The 16,783-nt window shown below is 47.4% G+C and carries 14 protein-coding genes; 8 read left to right on the top strand and 6 right to left on the bottom strand.

Annotation, left to right across the window (positions count from 1 at the left end):
- The first annotated feature begins 80 nt into the window (after positions 1-80).
- From AB4249_RS00310 to AB4249_RS00285, 6 genes are all read left to right on the top strand, one after another.
- A complete protein-coding gene (locus tag AB4249_RS00310) occupies positions 81-965 on the top strand; it encodes a carbohydrate ABC transporter permease (protein ID WP_017064953.1) in 885 nt (294 codons plus the stop codon).
- Between the two features lie 23 nt (positions 966-988).
- Positions 989-1,936: a carbohydrate ABC transporter permease gene (locus tag AB4249_RS00305; RefSeq protein WP_017064952.1), complete on the top strand. Its 948-nt coding sequence runs from the start codon at positions 989-991 to the stop codon at positions 1,934-1,936.
- 6 nt (positions 1,937-1,942) lie between these two features.
- Positions 1,943-3,223: an extracellular solute-binding protein gene (locus AB4249_RS00300; protein ID WP_372102128.1), complete on the top strand. Its 1,281-nt coding sequence runs from the start codon at positions 1,943-1,945 to the stop codon at positions 3,221-3,223.
- Between the two features lie 105 nt (positions 3,224-3,328).
- Positions 3,329-4,798 (top strand): CehA/McbA family metallohydrolase, encoded by a 1,470-nt coding sequence (locus AB4249_RS00295; RefSeq protein ID WP_372102127.1) that lies wholly within the window; start codon positions 3,329-3,331, stop codon positions 4,796-4,798.
- Entirely contained in the window at positions 4,788-5,522 is a 735-nt protein-coding gene (locus AB4249_RS00290) for an HAD family hydrolase (RefSeq protein WP_017064949.1), read from the top strand. Before AB4249_RS00295 ends, AB4249_RS00290 begins: the two co-directional genes overlap by 11 nt.
- A 56-nt stretch (positions 5,523-5,578) precedes the next feature.
- On the top strand, positions 5,579-6,715 hold the full coding sequence (locus tag AB4249_RS00285) for an ABC transporter ATP-binding protein (protein WP_017064948.1): 1,137 nt from the start codon (positions 5,579-5,581) through the stop codon (positions 6,713-6,715).
- A 159-nt stretch (positions 6,716-6,874) separates the two neighbouring features.
- Here AB4249_RS00285 and AB4249_RS00280 read toward each other — a convergent pair whose 3' ends face one another.
- The 4 genes from AB4249_RS00280 to AB4249_RS00265 form a co-directional block, all read right to left on the bottom strand.
- Positions 6,875-8,287 carry a fructose-specific PTS transporter subunit EIIC gene (locus AB4249_RS00280; RefSeq protein ID WP_372102126.1) on the bottom strand — a complete coding sequence of 471 codons (1,413 nt, stop codon included), beginning with the start codon at positions 8,285-8,287 and terminating at the stop codon, positions 6,875-6,877.
- A gap of 13 nt (positions 8,288-8,300) precedes the next feature.
- Complete coding sequence (locus AB4249_RS00275; protein ID WP_102332226.1) at positions 8,301-8,741, bottom strand: PTS sugar transporter subunit IIA; 441 nt, start codon at positions 8,739-8,741, stop codon at positions 8,301-8,303.
- Between the two features lie 266 nt (positions 8,742-9,007).
- Positions 9,008-10,225, bottom strand: a complete 1,218-nt coding sequence (manA, locus tag AB4249_RS00270; RefSeq protein ID WP_102332342.1) for a mannose-6-phosphate isomerase, class I — start codon at positions 10,223-10,225, stop codon at positions 9,008-9,010.
- 89 nt (positions 10,226-10,314) lie between these two features.
- A complete protein-coding gene (locus AB4249_RS00265; protein WP_102332225.1) occupies positions 10,315-12,219 on the bottom strand; it encodes a fructose-specific PTS transporter subunit EIIC in 1,905 nt (634 codons plus the stop codon).
- A gap of 379 nt (positions 12,220-12,598) precedes the next feature.
- On the opposite strand from AB4249_RS00265, the gene AB4249_RS00260 reads away from it, so the two are divergent.
- Positions 12,599-13,438 (top strand): helix-turn-helix transcriptional regulator, encoded by an 840-nt coding sequence (locus AB4249_RS00260; protein WP_017061655.1) that lies wholly within the window; start codon positions 12,599-12,601, stop codon positions 13,436-13,438.
- Positions 13,439-13,455: 17 nt separating this feature from the next.
- Here the strand turns inward: AB4249_RS00260 and AB4249_RS00255 are convergent, their stop codons facing one another.
- Both AB4249_RS00255 and AB4249_RS00250 read right to left on the bottom strand, forming a co-directional pair.
- The gene (locus tag AB4249_RS00255) at positions 13,456-14,229 is read right to left on the bottom strand and encodes a PTS sugar transporter subunit IIA (RefSeq protein WP_017064943.1); all 774 of its coding nucleotides are present in this window, start codon (positions 14,227-14,229) and stop codon (positions 13,456-13,458) included.
- Positions 14,230-14,236: 7 nt separating this feature from the next.
- Positions 14,237-14,539, bottom strand: coding sequence for a PTS fructose transporter subunit IIB (locus AB4249_RS00250; protein ID WP_017064942.1), 303 nt, complete (start codon positions 14,537-14,539; stop codon positions 14,237-14,239).
- A gap of 328 nt (positions 14,540-14,867) precedes the next feature.
- Between AB4249_RS00250 and AB4249_RS00245 the strand changes: the two genes are divergently transcribed.
- Entirely contained in the window at positions 14,868-16,733 is a 1,866-nt protein-coding gene (locus tag AB4249_RS00245) for a fructose-specific PTS transporter subunit EIIC (RefSeq protein ID WP_372102125.1), read from the top strand.
- Positions 16,734-16,783: the final 50 nt, after the last annotated feature.

Below are 16,783 nucleotides of genomic sequence, written 5' to 3'. Positions count from 1 at the left end.
AAAAAAAATGAAGGGCGCTCTTACTAACCTGTCACACAAACCCCTTAATTTAACCGCATACAAATAAGGACGAGGTCACCATGAGTGCTTTCTCAGAACCAATGAAAAACCGCTTAAAGGTACTGCTATTTACTGCACCGTTGTTGGTGCCACTGTTTACTTTTTGGCTCGTACCATTTGGTTATTCGATTTACATCAGCTTCACCGACTGGGATTACATCTCGCCAGATTATTCGTTCATCGGTTTAGAAAATTACGAGTACATGGTTGAGGATTACGAGTTCATCCAAGCGATGCTCAATACGTTTTGGTTCTCTGTGGGTGTGGTGATTCCCACCATTATTCTTGGCCTTGTGTTTGCGATGCTGCTGCACAAAAATTTTAAGGGCAGCCAGTTTTATCGTGCGGTGATCTTCTCTCCTTGGATTACGCCAACGGTAGCAGTTTCGATCGTGTGGTCTTGGGTGTTCGAGACCAAATCGGGCTTGGCAAACCACTTACTGGAGTCGGCAGGGTTTAGCGCGATTCCATGGTTAGAGAACGGAAACACGGCTTTGATTGCGGTGATTATCGTGACGGTGTGGCAGGCGATTGGTTGGACGATGCTGTTCTACATCAGTGCACTCAACAAGATTCCAGAGTCACTGTATGAGGCTTCTTTGATTGATGGCTGCAGCAGCTTAACGCGCTTTTTGAAGATTACGCTTCCACTGATTTCACCAACCACTTTCTTCTTAGTGGTGGTCAACATTATTACGGCAATGCAGGCGTTCGATCAGTTCCAGATCCTAACGCAGGGCGGGCCGGGTGGTGAGACACGTACCTTGCTGTACTTGTTCTACCAACAAGCGTTTGAACGTTACGAAATGGGACCTGCGGCCGCGACATCGTTAGTGATATTCCTGATTACTGGATTGCTGGCACTTATTAATACCTACATCGGCAAGCGCTGGGTGTACTACTAGTCGATTTTTGAAAGGACAGAATTATGACCACGCAAGTATTGGATGCCAATCAAGTATTAAACCAGAGCGCAGCGAAAGCCAAAGTTATAGCACAAACCAAAGCGACCAAATCAGAGGTTGCGTCAAAGAAGATTTCAGTGGATCGCCGTTCGTTCCTCGCACTGGCTAAGCACCTGTTCTTGGCAACGTGCGGAACCATTATGGTGTTCCCGTTCTTGTGGATGTTGTCTGGTTCACTGAAAAGCAACGATGAGATCTTTGCTAACCCACTGGATTTGATTCCAGAGCAATTCCGCTGGGAAACCTTTGTCGAAACCTTTCACAGCGCGCCGTTTGGCTTGTACATCTTCAACAGTTTTAGCGTGGCTTTGTTCACTACGTTTTTGGTGATTGTGAATTCGGCGATGTTTGCATATGCGCTGACTCAGCTGAAGTTTCGCTCAAAGACCGTGCTCTATTTCATCGTGATGGGTTGTTACATGCTGCCGGGCGCGGTGACTTACATTCCGTCTTATATCACCTTAGCAAAACTGGGTTTGTTGGATTCGCACATGGGGCTAGTGGCGTCGAACGCGGCGTCGGTTTTCGGTGTGTTCTATCTACGCCAAGTGTTTATCAAGGTGCACCCGTCGCTGATTGAAGCGGCACGAATTGATGGTGCAGGTGAGCTCAAGATTTTATGGACAATCATCTTACCGCAATGCCGAGCAGCAGTCGCAACACTGTTCCTCATCACTTTTATTACCAATTACAACAGCTACATGTGGCCAAGCCTGGTGATTACGACTCAGGATTTAAATCTGATTGCTACTGGTATTCGTCACTACTTTATTGCCGAAGGTAACTATGGGTTGAACTGGTCGCAAATTATGGCGGCGAGCACCATTGCAGTATTGCCTTTGTTAATTCTATTCGTCATTTGTCAAAAGACGATTCTTTCAGGTATCGCCGATAACGGCGTAAAAGAGTAAACGGAAATGAAACTAAAAACTCTCGCACTAGTGTGTGCTGGCGCAGCAAGCGCGTCTATGTTCTCTAGCAGTGTTCTTGCCGCAACCGAAGTTAACTTTTGGTATTCCGGTGGTACTAAGCCACAGCAAATGATGACTAAGCTCATCGAAGAGTTCAACGCGAGCCAAGATGAGTATGTGGTGAAGCCCGCATTGCAAGGTAACTACACGGAAACCTACCAGAAGCTGCAAGCTGGTTTAGCGTCGAAAACGGCACCTGAACTTGTGCTATTAGATTCAGGTCGTGCGGAAGCGATGCACGGGCGTGGTCTGAGCCGTGACCTAACGCCGTTTATGGATGAAGAGTTCAACTTCTCTGATTTCATTGGCGCGTTTAAAGATCAAGTGACGGCAGACGATGGCACCATCATTGGTCTACCTGCTTACGGTACAACTCAAGTGTTCTACTACAACAAGCAAGTATTGGCAGATAACGGCTTTACCGAGCAAGACCTAAACACATGGCAAGGTGTGGCTAAGGTCGCTGAGAAAGTCACACAGCGTGACGAGAAAGGCAACGTGACTTTCTACGGCTGGGAGCCGATGTGGGGTCAGGGCAACATGATTGACGCGGCTTTCTCTAACGGCGCTAAGATCATCAGTGATGACGGTAAGAAAGTGCTGATTGACTCTCCTGAGTGGGTTGAGGTGTGGGACAGCTTCCGTAAGTGGATCCATGATGATCAAATCATGCGAATTCACTACGGTGGTCAAGGCTGGGAATACTGGTACAAAACCATTGATGACGTGATGAAAGACAACGCATTGGGCTATACCGGTTCATCAGGTGACCAAGGTGACTTGGACTTCACTAAGCTTTCAGCAACTACACAGCCGGGTTGGGGTTCAAACCCTTCTGCGCCACAAGCGGGTGCGCTGGTTTACGTAATGCCAAAAGGCACAGATGACGCAGCGGCGAAAGGTGCATTTGAGTTTGTTGAGTTCTACACCAACGCGAAAAACACCGCAGCTTGGTCAATGTTCACAGGTTACATCCCTGTGCGCAACAGCGTTTCTGAAGTACCAGAGTACCAAGCGTTCACTAAAGACAACCCACAAGCTCTGATTCCGTTGAAGCAAGCAAACACGGCGACCAAAGATTTCCTTGACCCTACCAACGGTAAGATTATGGATGCGCTGAAGGTGGCTGCAGACCAGATTCAAATCCAAAACGTGCCTGCTGACAAAGCGCTAAAACAAGCGGCTAAGAAAGCGCAACGTGCACTAGACCGAGCGAATCGTTCTTAATCTGCAAAGTGGATTAACACTATCTTTGCATGCATAAAGGCCCATCTACTCGGGTGGGCCTCTTTTTGACCCAGTCCTTCAATTAGGACGAATTTGGTGAAGACAATGACCCAATTTCAAGGTGAACTGCCGTTTGGCAGAGTACGTATCCCCTTTGATGTACCAGCAGGTTCTCACTGCGTAACCATTACTGGTACGACGGTGAAAAAAGGATTCTTATACGCTGCGGCATACGATGCCAACCAAGCATTTCGTGGCAAGGTGTTGTTTGAAAAGGCGCACAAGTCACTCACTATCCAACCGGAAAACTCTGGCTTAGGCGCGATTGATGGTGTGACCCCGCCGGGCGAGTGGTTCTTAGAACTTTATAACCTTGAAGGTGAGTTTCGCACTGAGCGCGCGATGCAGTATCAAGTGGATGTGCTTTGCTCTGATGAGTTAGTGAATAACGATATTGAGCTAGAACTGAACCCAACGGTGACAAGTGAACACGATATCGAGTTCGATTACAGCCATATGCTGAGTTCTGATTCTCGCTGGTATCGTGGCGACTTACACGCTCACACTCAGCTTTCTGATGGTCACAATACCTTGGCTGCAGCTAAAGATATTGTTGAATCTCAAGGGCTCGATTTTTTCTTCTTCACTGAGCACAACATTTGCCAGCCTAAGCTGCCCGTTTCAACACAGTGTTTGTTCTTACCAGCGTTAGAAGTCACAACCGATCTCGGACACTTTAATGTACATGGCCCAGTTAAGTCTTTAGACCTGAGAGACGTTGAACACAGCAGCCAAGCGACCATGGAAGCGGGATTGAGTTTAGCTAAAAGTGGACACAGTTCCCTTGGCATTAATCACCCGATGATGAAGCCGTGGCATTGGCATTACGATCAAGTGGATCTCAGCCAAGTGTCTACGTTTGAAGTGTGCTGCGACCCAACGTGGTCGACCTCGCCAAAAGCGACCGAAGAGGCGTTATTGGTTCTCAATGACATGTGGAATTGTGGCCAACGCATTACGGCGATTGGCGGCAGTGATTCACACCTTGAACCCCATGAACGCAATCCAAAATCGGATGAACCTTCTATCTACGGTGACCCATCAACTTTCGTTTACAGCCATGGTTTGAGCGGCGAAGGCATCTTGTCTGGTTTGCGTAATGGGCAAGTTTACCTAGAGCGCCGCTGTGGCCTGAAGTTTGACATCAACTTAGGCGACTTGCTACCGGGTAATGACTCACAAGGGCAGGCTCTCACTTATCGTATCGCTGTCACTGATTCAGAAAACCTTTACTACGCTGAGTGCGTGGTGGATGGCGAGATTGTTGAACGAATCGCTCTGAATGATGAGCTGCAAAGTATCCATATTGATGAAGGCTACCGTTGGTGCCGAGTGGATATCCGTCGTGGAGAACTCTCTTCGATATTAATGAACAGCACTCAATCTGCATGTGACGAACGTGAGTTTGAAGGCTGCATCAATGCCGTATTCGACGGCAAACAACCAGAATTTAACCAACCCCTAGTGCGTACTTGGGGAGAACTAATGGAGCGAATGAGCCGTGATGAAGTTTAAGGCGATGTTATTTGATAAAGACGGCACATTGATAGAGTTCCACAAGATGTGGCTTAACGTTTCTCGTGGTGCTTGTGAGCGTGTGAAATCTTACAGTGACCAGCATCAGGGTAATCAAACTGTCACACCTGCTGAGTTACTCTTGGCTATCGGCGTGGAAGGTGATGTGGTTGATAACTATGGACTATTAGCCTCAAACCCAGTGGAAGATACCGCAACAGCGTGGTTCAACATGCTGCAACCTAATGTCTCGCTCGCTGAGTTCACTAAGGTGACCAAAGCCGCTTTCAATGACGAAGTGGAAGAGAACCCAAGCTGGATTGAAGCACTACCAGGTGTGGCTGAAAAGCTTGGCCTGTTTAAGCAGCAAGGCATGATTTTAGGCATCGCGACCGCAGACACCAAAGACTCAACCATCTACACACTAGAGCAATCGGGTTTGAGCGAGATGTTTGATTATGTCGGTTACTCAGATGGTGATATCGAACCTAAACCAGCGCCAGCACTGCTCAATGCCTTCTGTGAACAATGCGGTATTGAGCCTCATGAGGTGATCATGTTTGGTGACACGGTTTCGGATATGGAATTTGGCCGCAATGCAGGCGCAAGCAATGTCGGTGTTCTGACGGGGACTGCACAACACAGCGAGTTAGAGCCAGTGGCGGATCTGGTTATCGCATCAGTCGCCCATTTTGAGCTCAACCAACTGCAAGAACGTGGCTAAAACGTCCACGACAGATTGCAAAGATAGTATTTAACGAATTGATTTAAGGACAGGTTATGGCTGAAGTCACACTGAGAGGGGTAGAAAAAACCTACCCAAATGGTTTTAAGGCTGTGCACGGTGTCGATCTGAATATTCGCGAAGGTGAGTTCATGGTGTTTGTTGGGCCGTCTGGCTGCGCAAAATCTACGACACTTCGCATGATCGCAGGCCTTGAAGATATCTCAGAAGGCGATGTCTACATTGGCGATAAGCGTGTAAACGAATTGCCACCTAAAGATCGTGGTATCTCGATGGTGTTTCAGAACTACGCGCTTTATCCGCACATGTCGGTGTACGAAAACATGGCTTTTGGCCTGAAGCAACAGAAGCTGCCAAAGCATGAAATCAATGAGCGAATTGAAGATGCAGCCAAGACTCTCGATATCGAACACCTGCTAAATAATAAGCCGGGTGAAATGTCGGGTGGTCAAAGGCAGCGTGTGGCGCTTGGCCGTGCGATGGTGCGTAAGCCAGATGTGTTTTTGTTTGACGAGCCCTTGTCTAACTTGGATGCCAAGCTGCGTGTTTCGACTCGTGTCAGCATTGCACAGCTGCACAATAACCTGAAGCAAGAAGGGCAGAACGCCACCATGATCTATGTGACACACGATCAGGTGGAAGCCATGACCCTTGGCGATCGCATCTGTGTGTTGAATCAAGGTGAGATTATGCAAGTCGATACGCCAATGAACCTTTATCAGTACCCAGCAAACAAGTTTGTCGCAGGCTTTATTGGTTCGCCAGCGATGAATCTTCTCAAGGTGAGATTGGATGAGATTGATGGCGTGATGAACGTGGTCTCTGAAAGTGGGACTCGTTGGACACTGCCACAAGACAAGCAGATTATCGCTCGTGAAAAGATGGGTGAGTGGGTATGGTTTGGTGTTCGTCCAGAGCACATTCAACTGGCTAATCACGATGCGCCGCTGGCGGAAGTGAATACTCAAACGCACAGGCTTGATGTGGTTGAGTCGATGGGTAATGAGCTGTATCTCTACTTTAAACTCGGTGCAGATAAGCTGGTGGCTCGCGTGCCTTTTGATGCGGATCGCACGGCAAACAGTGGTGAAGAAACGGTGCTGCATTTCAACACCAGCCAATGTCACCTGTTCGATTTAGAAACCGAAGAGACGCTCGATCCTAAGAGCTGATTCTGTTGATCCTACGAGTTGTTTTGTAAAAAGAAATCCCCATTCGTTGACTAGACGAATGGGGATTTTAGTTACTAGGGGTAGTTACTTTATCAATAGTGAACATTAACTAATTTATTGATTATTTAGATAACCTTTGGTTTTAAATAATCTTAGGTTTTAGATAGCCACCATAGTCGCGGCTTTCTTCATTGCTTCCTTGGTTGAACACTCAATCACGTTCGCGTTAGCAAAGCGGTGAGCGTCTTTCACTTGAATATCGTGAGCCAAGATAACCAGCTTCGCGTTCGCCACATCTAGGTCGGTGATGCGGTTCTGAATACCGTTTTGACCTTGAGTTTCTACTTTGATTTTCAGACCCGCTGCCGCACCTGCTTTTTCTAGTGCTTTGGCTGCCATGAAGGTGTGTGCAACACCAGAAGGGCAACATGTTACTGCTACGATGTCGTACTCGCCTTCGCCTGCTACAGGAGCTGCTTGAGCTTGTACTGGTGCTTCAACCATGTCTTCTTCTGTTTCTACCGCTACCGGTTTCCAGAAGCCTACGATAACGGCTGTGGTTAGCGAGCCAAGCGCAATACCGACGACGTACATTGGAATGTTGCTTGATACTGGCGCCGTGATTAGACCGCCCCACGGTGCGTGCAGTAGAACGTCTGTCATGAAGCCGAATACACAGCCCACGATACCACCGGCAACGATTGAAGGAAGTACGCGCATTGGGTCATTCGCTGCAAATGGGATAGCCCCTTCAGAGATACCGATAGAGCCCATGATTGCTGCTGCTTTACCTGCTTCTTGCTCTTGTTTAGAGAACTTGTTTTTGAATAGGAAAGTCGCCAGAGCCATACCTAGAGGTGGAGTACAAATCGCGATGCCAACGCCGCCCATTAGCCAAGGTTGTGTGTCTACTTGAGTTTGGGCAAATAGGGTCGCGACTTTGTTGATAGGGCCGCCCATATCAAACGCCGTCATACCGCCAAGGATTGTGCCCAGAACCATCTTAGATGCACCAGCCATTGAAGCTAGGAACTCGTTCATTGAAGACATGAACAGTTTAATTGGCTCACCGATGCCCCACAGTACGATACCTGCAGAGATTAACGTACCTAGAAGCGGGTAGATGAAGTACGCACCTAGTGCCGTCATGTTTGCAGAAAGTGGGATCTTCTTAAGTTGGAACACCACGCCACCGGCGATAAAGCCTGCCACGATACAGCCAAGGAAACCGCCGCCCATGTCAGCCATGATGCCAGAAGAGATCATTGCAGGTGCTAGTGCTGGTTTATCTGCAATGGAGTAACCAATAAAGCCGCCAAGAATGATTGGGAAAAGAACAAGGCCTTTGATACCGATATTAGAGATGTCTGCCAGCAAGCCGTCTGCTGGTACGGCACCTTTGCCTGATGCCATTACCGCTAACGCCAACAGAACACCACCGGCTACGATGAAAGGCAGCATGTGTGAGGTTCCGAAAAGCAGGTGGCCTTTCATGGTACTAAGGAGTTTTTTAAAGTCGCTACTACTGTTTTTATTATTAGTATTCGTAGCTTGAGTTGTTAGGGTGCTCATAATTTTCTATGCCTTATGAATTAATTAAAATATTAAGGATCTGTTGTTCGTCTTTTGCGTTATGGATATATTGAATAAATTCATCGCTGAATTTTCCAAATAGTTCTTGTAATACATAAATATGATGGTCAGCACCGTTGTCTGGTGAAGCAATCATAAAAAATACGGTTGGATTAATGCCGTCTTCATCGCCATATTCGATGCCTTCGCACTTTACACCGACAGCGATTGCCGGCTCAGTGACCGCCTTGCTTTTTGAGTGTGGGTAAGCGATGCCGTCCATCGAGGTAATGCTTTGAGATTCACGAATTTCGATGTCTGCCAAGAAGGCTTCTTTATTACTGATTCGGTTGTTCTCAAATAACATGCTTGCCAATTCTTCAAACAGTTCTTTTTTATTATTCGCTTGAAGGTTGTTATTAATTAAGTTGACGTTAGTTAGCTGTGTGATCATTTATTAACTCATTCACTATTGAAGTTCTTGAATTAAAATTAATGGATTAACCCGATTCGCGAAATAGCAAATAAAAGCCCTTCACTGTACATTTGTACCAAGCAAAATTAAGTGTGATTTGCATCATTCATCCAGTGTGAGATGAGTCATATTTAATGGTGTACTTCGGTGTTGAAATAACTTTCTGTAGGAAGAAAAATGCCCCGCAAAGCAGGGCATTATCAGTGTTTGTATCTACTCGGGAGAGCTAGATTTACTTGATAGAGCTAGCTGTAAGCACGCGCCACGCGTCCAACGCAATCCAGTTTGTAGCTCTCTGCGTAAGCGGGAATGAACACCGATTGGCCTTTCTCTATTACGCAGGTTTCACCACATTGATGAGTTAGCACCATGGGTTCATCGAGTGGTAATAGGATCTCGGCGCCTTCGGTTGTGATCTGTCGTTGCTGCGAATTTTGTACGATAGAGAACTTAAAATCCTCGACTGGAATTTGGTATTCCATCACATCACCTTGCTCAATAGGGCTGAGCAGTAGCCTATCTGCAGGCTTTTCATTGAATTGAGTACAAGAGACTAATTCATTGATATCCATGTACTTAGGCGTCAACCCTGCGCGGAGTACATTGTCTGAATTCGCCATCACTTCTAAGCCCGTACCTTTAATGTAAGCGTGGGGCGTCTCGGCATCCAGATACATGGCTTGCCCCGGCTTTAGCGTGATAACGTTCAATAGCAGCGGAGCAAACAGGCCGACATCCCCCGGATACTGTTGTTCCAACTCTGAAATCAACTGGAACACAGGGGCATCTGAAAGTTTCGCCTTCATCAACAACATGGTCAGCGCCATGCCTTTTTGTTCTCCTTGTAAAGACAATAAGCTCGCGAAGAAGCTGGCTAACCCATTAGGCGTTTGATCGCCCGCGAGATCGTTGACCATCGAATGAAGCTCTGGAATGTCGAGATAATGGAAGTGCTCTAGGATCTCGCTGATCGACCTAAAACCATTCATCGCGGTGTAGTCGGTTAGGGCATACACCAGTTCTGGCTTGTGGTTGGGATCCTTGTAGTTACGGTTGCCCGCTGTCATCGGAATGCCTTGCTGCTCTTCTAGAGCATAGCCAGATTCGGCTTGCTGCTTGTTCGGGTGAACTTGAACAGAGAGCGCTTTCTCCGCCGCTAACACCTTAAACAGATACGGAAGTTCACCAAAACGGCTCGCGACTTTCTCGCTCAGAAACAGGTTTAGGTTCTTAGAAATCAAGTTCGACAACGTGGTTTGATGACCATTGTCAGTGACTATCGAACAACCATTAGGGTGAGCGCCCATCCAGATCTCCGCTTGTGGCTCACCTGATTGGTTATCAATACCAAACAGTTGGCTAAACGAAGAAGGGCTACCCCATGCGTAGTTTTGAATTACGTTGGTCATAGGGTAGAAAAAGCGTTGTACGAACGAGTCGTTCGCTAAAGAAAAATCAGACATCGAAATCACCATGAAGGGAAACATGGCTTGAGCTCTATTCGTTCCTAAAAGGACAGTAGAGGGGCTCAAACCATTGGAATTGAAATGGCTTAAGCCGCTGCTGCTGTCAGCTTGGCTTTGCGTAGATTTTTAAGCGCGATACAAGTAACCGCAGTTACGCCCGCACCAGATGCCATGCACACGAGTGCTAGCAGTGGGTAGTTCATTGCGCCAAGTAGAGCGACCACTGGACCACCGTGAGCAACGCTGTTGGTGATGCCAAATGAGAACGCCATTACCGCAGCAGTCATTGAGCCAAGCACGTTGGCAGGGATAACTGACATTGGATCTTGAGCCGCGAAAGGAATGGCACCTTCAGAGATACCCACTAAGCCCATCGCGCCTGCTGCTTTGCCTGCTTCAATTTCAGAAGATTCAAATAAGTCGAACTTACGGCCGATTCTGGTTGCGATAGCCATACCCAGTGGAGCCACAGGGATTGCGCACGCCATAGCACCCATGAATTGAGTTTGACCGCTGGCAATCATGCCGACCGAGAATAGGAACGCCACCTTGTTGAATGGGCCGCCCATATCGAAACCGGCCATGCCACCAAGGACGATGCCAAGCAGAACCACGTTGCCTGTGCTCATGCTCGTTAGTAGTGCAGTAAGCGCATCCATCAGCCCAGCGATAGGTGCACCGATAACAAAGATGAACAGACCCGCGATGAATAGAGAGCCAGTGATCGGAGCGATCATGATAGGCACAAGTGGTTGAACGAATTTGTGGTAGTTAAACGAAGTAATCCATTTAACGAAGTAACCCACTAATAAACCCGCGATGATTGCGCCAATGAAGCCAGTGCCTGCGTCAGCGCCATAGAAAGAGCCGTTGTTGGCAATCCAACCGCCAATTAAGCCAGGGGTTAGGGCTGGGCGGTCAGCAATCGCGTAAGCAATATAACCAGCCAAAATCGGAATCATCAGTGTGAAGGCAACCACACCGACTTCTAGAATTTGGTTCCACATGCTGCCAGCAGGAATCGCCATGCCAGATTCACTTGGCTCGCCGCCAATCGCCAGAGCAAGGGCAATCAATAGGCCGCCAGTCACCACGAATGGGATCATGTGTGATACGCCATTCATCAAGTAACGATAAAGGTCTGAACGTGCTTGCGAGGCTTTCTCTGCAACAGATTGGTTGGTCGGTGCTTGTTCAGCTTGGTAGCTAGGTGCATTGAGCGCTTGCTGAATCAAGCCTTGTGCGTCTTTGATTGGTGCTTTTACGTTAGTGCAGACAACGCGTTTGCCAGCAAAACGAGCCATGTCGACCTGTTTGTCACAAGCGACCACAATCGCATCTGCGCGTTCGATCTCTTCTTGAGTCGGGCTGTTTTTAACGCCTATCGAGCCGTTGGTTTCGACCTTGATGTCATAGCCAAGAGCCGCTGCGCCTTTCTCTAGCGCTTCAGCTGCCAAATAAGTGTGTGCAACGCCAGCAGGACAGCCTGTCACACCAATGATGAAGCCTTGTTTCTCAACGTTGGTTTCAGTTTCTGATGGCTCAGGTTTGGTAAGCAGTAGTTCTAATGCTTCTTCTTCAGATTGAGCATTCATAAAGCTTTCGATAAAGCCTTCTTCAATCAGTTTTGAAGAAAGCTCTGCCAGTACTTCGATGTGGTGATCATCGCCGCCATCTGGAGACGCAATCATGAAGAACAGTTTTGATGGCAGACCGTCATCTGCGCCGTACTCGATCCCTTCTTTGTGGACACCGATCACTACTGCAGGTTTGATCACCGCGCTACTTTTCGCATGTGGTAAGGCGATGCCTTCTTCAAATCCGGTATTACCTTGTTCTTCACGAGCCTTAATGTCGGCAAGAAACTGTGCTTTGTCTGAGATTCTACCTTGTGCGTAAAGCACGTCTATCAGCTCTTTAAATACGTCTTCTTTTGAATTAGTGCTAAGCGAAAGCTTAATCAAATCTTGATTGATCAATGTCGTGATCATAATGAACCCCTACTCTGTGTTTATTTTGTTAGGGGTATTCTGGAATCTACGGCTTGCCTTCTGTAGTGAAGAAAAAATGCATTTACTGGATGATTGTTGCGTTATAAGTGGAGTGTGATTTTGATCGGTCTAACGGGCGTTTTTAGCCCTGTGTTGACAAGATTTGTCGTGCTTTAAAGCTTTTATTTATAAGGGCTACAGCGTGTTTTGCTATCTGGGAAATTACGTGCCTAATCGATTTCTCCACTGGAGATTTATTTCTAAGACTGGATTTTTGTAACCTAGATCTCAAATTGTGATTTTGCTCAATAGCGCTATGTTTCAGTTACAGGTATATCTATTCCCGTAGCCTTATTGCTGCTTATAAGAGTTCGAAACAATGATATTTCATGACCTAATCTCGTCGGTATTAAACGAGCGAGAACCGTTTCATAACATCTGGTTTGCGGGAGATTTTCACACGCCTTCAGCATTCAGTTATCAGGTGAACTTTCCGCGTTTAGAGCTGGTGCTCGACGGTGAGTATATTAATGAAATGGAGAGTCATGATCGCAAGATCACCAATGTTGTTGCGAAAGCAGGGGATGCGATTTTCATCCCGCCTAACTGTTGGAACAAGCCGAACTGGGATACTGATTGTTCGGTACTGAGTATGTTGTTTGGGCGTCGTCAGCTTGGTTTAAGCTTGGTGAGCAAGCGCAAAGGGGAAGAGAGCTTCTACGATATCCAAAAGCATAGTATTCAGACTCGCTCTGGCTTTGCGATTGATAATATTTTGGAGGCGCTCAGCTCGTTAGCGCGCGAGAGCAACAAGCAGCCGATGGATGAATTATTGCTGCAAGCGTTGCTTCAATACAGTAAGACGATGCTGGATGCGCCTGTCGAGAAGTCTCACAGCCGCGTACAGGATGTGTATCAAGGGATCTGTATCTATATCCAAGAGAATTTCCACCGCCAGATCACGCGAGACAGCATCGCTTTGCGCTTTAGTATTTCATCCAACCATTTGTCGCGAATGTTTCGTCAACAAGGCCACATGACGCTGGCTGAATACATTACACGTGTGCGAATCGACCGCGCCAAGTTCATGCTCAAGAAATACAATTTCAAGCTCAATGAAGTGTCGGTACGTTGTGGCTTTAAGGATGTGAATTACTTCTGCCGAGTATTCAAAAACCGCACCGGAAGAACCCCGACTGAATATCGAGGATCCATCTAGAACTAACGAGCTGGTAATCAAATCAGGCGTGACGAGATGTACATCAGCAGAGCTTGCAGGTCGACACTGCTTCGAGTCTTTTGCAGACGTTCATTGACCTGATCGTGAAGGAGGTTTCGAGTTAGGTTGGTCGCCGCCACAATGTGCTCTCGCTGTGGCTTGGTTGGCAATACCAAAGCAATAGCTACATGCACTTCGCCAATACGTGATGCCCAGTCAATCGGGTCGTCACTGACAATAACGGCAATTGAGAGATCTTGAGTCGATTCAAACATCACATGCGGCAGTGCGATACCCGGTGACACGCAGGTTGAAGAGCGTTCCTCCCGCTTAATAAATGCCAGAATCAACTCATCCGGATCTTCCGGATACACTAGGTGAGCGAGCCCTTTTAAGCACTCAAATTTGGTCAGTTGGGTTTGCGCCTTAGCGTGGTGCCATTTGATATCACAAGGTGGGCATATTTGTGGCATTCGCTGAATTAGATCGCTAGAGAACTCATGGCTCACCTGTGAGCCAACCATGTCGTAATGCTCTGCAATTATGTCTTTGAGAACGAAACAGGCAAGCTCCGCATCAATACCGACCGCGGTTATCTGGCACAAATCACCACGAAGTAAACCTACTTGCAGCATCGCGACGGATTTGGAGAGATCAGCGGTTCGATTTTGAGTGATGTTGATAATGCGGATGTTGCTTTTGAATTTCTTCGCTAAGCGAGTCAGCGGCTGCGCGACATGTGAGTTCGCGGCAGGATCGTTAACGAAGAAGGTGATCTGGTATTCGTTCATCAAAAGTTTAAGTTCGACAATGCTTAATAAAGACTTTATCGATACTCAACAATACCTCTTCCATGGGAATGAATAAGGTTTTAGCTGGGTCAAATCGGTTTGGTTGTTCGATGTCGATATCAGAGACGATCAACACTTTGTCTGCGAGGGTAATATCTTGGGCGGTCAGTAAGTTTTCAATACCCATAGCGCCTTGCGTCTCAACCTTGATTGAAACGTTGAACTTAGGGGCTGTTTTATTTAGAGCATCAGCTGCCATATAGGTGTGCGCAATGCCTGTAGGGCACGCAGTTACCGCTACAATTCTCATTATTATTCTCGGCTTAATCTCGTCCCTGTTACGTTACAAAAGCTACCTTTCAGAAGCTACCTTGGAAAAGCTATCTTGCATGGAAAATCCAGTATAGAAAGCTCGCATGGCGGAGGGACGATATTGTTATGGGTTCTGTGGATTTTATGGATTGGCGTTTTTTATTCCAAGGTGAAAGTCACACTCTGAGTTCTTGGTTACAATAATCCAGTTAATGCACCTTTCGTCCTATATATTGAGTGCCTTCACACCGTTAATCTTTTCATCTTATTAACCTTATCACTTACGTAATTACTTCAGTCTGAAATCAGGCGAGGCAGAGCAGCATATGGATATCACCAACATTATCGAGCCCGAGATTATCTGTTTGGATTTACAAGCAGACTCAAAACAGGCGGTATTTGAAGAGCTTGTTGAACTGCTCGACCGTGCCGGTAAGCTCTCTAATAAACGTGAATTCCTTGACGACATCTGGAAGCGTGAAGCCATCGGTAATACTGGCTTTGACGATGGCATCGCCATTCCACACGCGAAAAGTGCTGCCGTAGCTAAACCTGCGGTGGCGGTAGGTATCAGCCGTTCTGGCATCGATTATGGCGCAGACGGCGGCGAGCTGTCGGATGTGTTCTTTATGCTCGCTTCACCAGACAACAACGACGACCACCATATCGAGGTACTGGCTCAGATTTCGACCAGGCTTATCGAAGATGGCTTTGTTACAAAATTAAAGGCGGTGGAGTCGGTCGAGGAAGCTCAAGAGCTATTTCTCGAAGCCAATTTAGAATCGTTCGATAGTTACGCCTCTAGCCATCATGAAGTGTATGTCGAGCCACTCAGCCCTTGGGCACAATCTCTTAATCGCCTTAAAGAACACTTGTTATACGGCACTTCGCACATGATCCCATTCGTGGTTGCGGGCGGTGTGTTGTTGTCTTTGTCGGTGATGATGTCGGGTCACGGCGCAGTACCAGAGAGCGGTATTCTTGCAGATATCGCGCAGATGGGCATCGCAGGCTTAACTCTCTTTACTGCCGTATTAGGTGGTTACATCGCGTATTCAATGGCCGACAAACCGGGTTTAGCGCCCGGTATGATTGGTTCTTGGGTTGCGGTGAATCAATACAATACCGGCTTTCTCGGTGCAATTGTGGTCGGTTTCTTCGCTGGTTTTGTGGTGAATCTACTTAAGAAGATCAAACTGCCAGACAGCATGATCTCGCTGAGCTCTATCTTCATCTATCCACTAGTCGGTACCTTTGTCACCTGTGGGGCTGTGATGTGGGTGATTGGTTCTCCTATTGCCCAAGTGATGCTAGAGATGAACCAAATGCTCACTGGCATGGCCGGATCAGGAAAAGTGGTGTTGGGTAGCATTTTGGGTGCGATGACGGCCTTTGATATGGGCGGCCCGATCAATAAGGTCGCAACGCTGTTTGCCCAAACTCAGGTGAATACTCAGCCATGGTTGATGGGTGGCGTCGGTATTGCGATCTGTACGCCACCATTAGGCATGGCTCTGGCGACTTTTATATCGCCGAAGAAGTTTAAACGAGACGAACGCGAAGCCGGAAAAGCCGCAGGCATCATGGGAATGATTGGCATCAGTGAAGGCGCGATTCCTTTTGCAGCCGCCGATCCTGCGCGCGTTCTGCCTGCTGTTGTTGCTGGTGGCGTAGTTGGTAACGTGGTCGGCTTTATGTTCCATGTAGTGAACCATGCACCGTGGGGCGGCTGGATTGTATTGCCAGTGGTTGATGGCAAGATTGGCTATATCGTCGGCACACTCGCAGGGGCTCTTACCACGGCTTTGATCGTGATACTGCTGAAAAAGAATGTGGTCGAAGGTGAGGCGAGTGCCAACCAGTTTACTGGTGGTTCGGTGACGGAAGAAGGGAAAGCGGATGTACTTGCAATCACTTCCTGTCCATCGGGTGTTGCCCACACTTTCCTGGCTGCTAAGTCTCTGGAAAAAGCGGCGTATCATCTTGGGGTTCGGATTAAAGTCGAAACACAAGGTGCCAACGGAATAGGTAATCGCATTACCCAGAAAGACATTGAAAGGGCGAGGTTGGTGATCTTTGCTCACGATGTGGCGATTAAAGAAGTTGAACGCTTTGCGAACGTGAAAACCTTGGATGTCAGTACTAAGGAAGCAATGCTTAATGCTCAGGCGTTGATCATGAGAAAGGTGTAACTCTTTAAACCGCAAAGTTTATCATCTATAAAGTTAACTAGATCAAAACT

This window comes from Vibrio sp. 10N.261.55.F4, assembly GCF_041470465.1.
In the GTDB taxonomy this organism is placed as follows: Bacteria; Pseudomonadota; Gammaproteobacteria; order Enterobacterales; family Vibrionaceae; genus Vibrio; species Vibrio crassostreae_C.
Note: the sequence above shows the minus strand (reverse complement) of the source record. Positions and strands in the feature narration are given on the sequence as shown.

Coding starts and splice junctions, on each gene's coding strand:
- AB4249_RS00275 (WP_102332226.1), bottom strand. CDS start 8,741: ATGATCACACAGCTAACTAACGTCAACTTAATTAATAACAACCTTCAA.
- AB4249_RS00300 (WP_372102128.1), top strand. CDS start 1,943: ATGAAACTAAAAACTCTCGCACTAGTGTGTGCTGGCGCAGCAAGCGCG.
- AB4249_RS00310 (WP_017064953.1), top strand. CDS start 81: ATGAGTGCTTTCTCAGAACCAATGAAAAACCGCTTAAAGGTACTGCTA.
- AB4249_RS00255 (WP_017064943.1), bottom strand. CDS start 14,229: ATGAACGAATACCAGATCACCTTCTTCGTTAACGATCCTGCCGCGAAC.
- AB4249_RS00280 (WP_372102126.1), bottom strand. CDS start 8,287: ATGAGCACCCTAACAACTCAAGCTACGAATACTAATAATAAAAACAGT.
- AB4249_RS00250 (WP_017064942.1), bottom strand. CDS start 14,539: ATGAGAATTGTAGCGGTAACTGCGTGCCCTACAGGCATTGCGCACACC.
- AB4249_RS00290 (WP_017064949.1), top strand. CDS start 4,788: ATGAAGTTTAAGGCGATGTTATTTGATAAAGACGGCACATTGATAGAG.
- AB4249_RS00245 (WP_372102125.1), top strand. CDS start 14,868: ATGGATATCACCAACATTATCGAGCCCGAGATTATCTGTTTGGATTTA.
- AB4249_RS00260 (WP_017061655.1), top strand. CDS start 12,599: ATGATATTTCATGACCTAATCTCGTCGGTATTAAACGAGCGAGAACCG.
- AB4249_RS00265 (WP_102332225.1), bottom strand. CDS start 12,219: ATGATCACGACATTGATCAATCAAGATTTGATTAAGCTTTCGCTTAGC.
- AB4249_RS00295 (WP_372102127.1), top strand. CDS start 3,329: ATGACCCAATTTCAAGGTGAACTGCCGTTTGGCAGAGTACGTATCCCC.
- AB4249_RS00285 (WP_017064948.1), top strand. CDS start 5,579: ATGGCTGAAGTCACACTGAGAGGGGTAGAAAAAACCTACCCAAATGGT.
- manA (WP_102332342.1), bottom strand. CDS start 10,225: ATGTCTGATTTTTCTTTAGCGAACGACTCGTTCGTACAACGCTTTTTC.
- AB4249_RS00305 (WP_017064952.1), top strand. CDS start 989: ATGACCACGCAAGTATTGGATGCCAATCAAGTATTAAACCAGAGCGCA.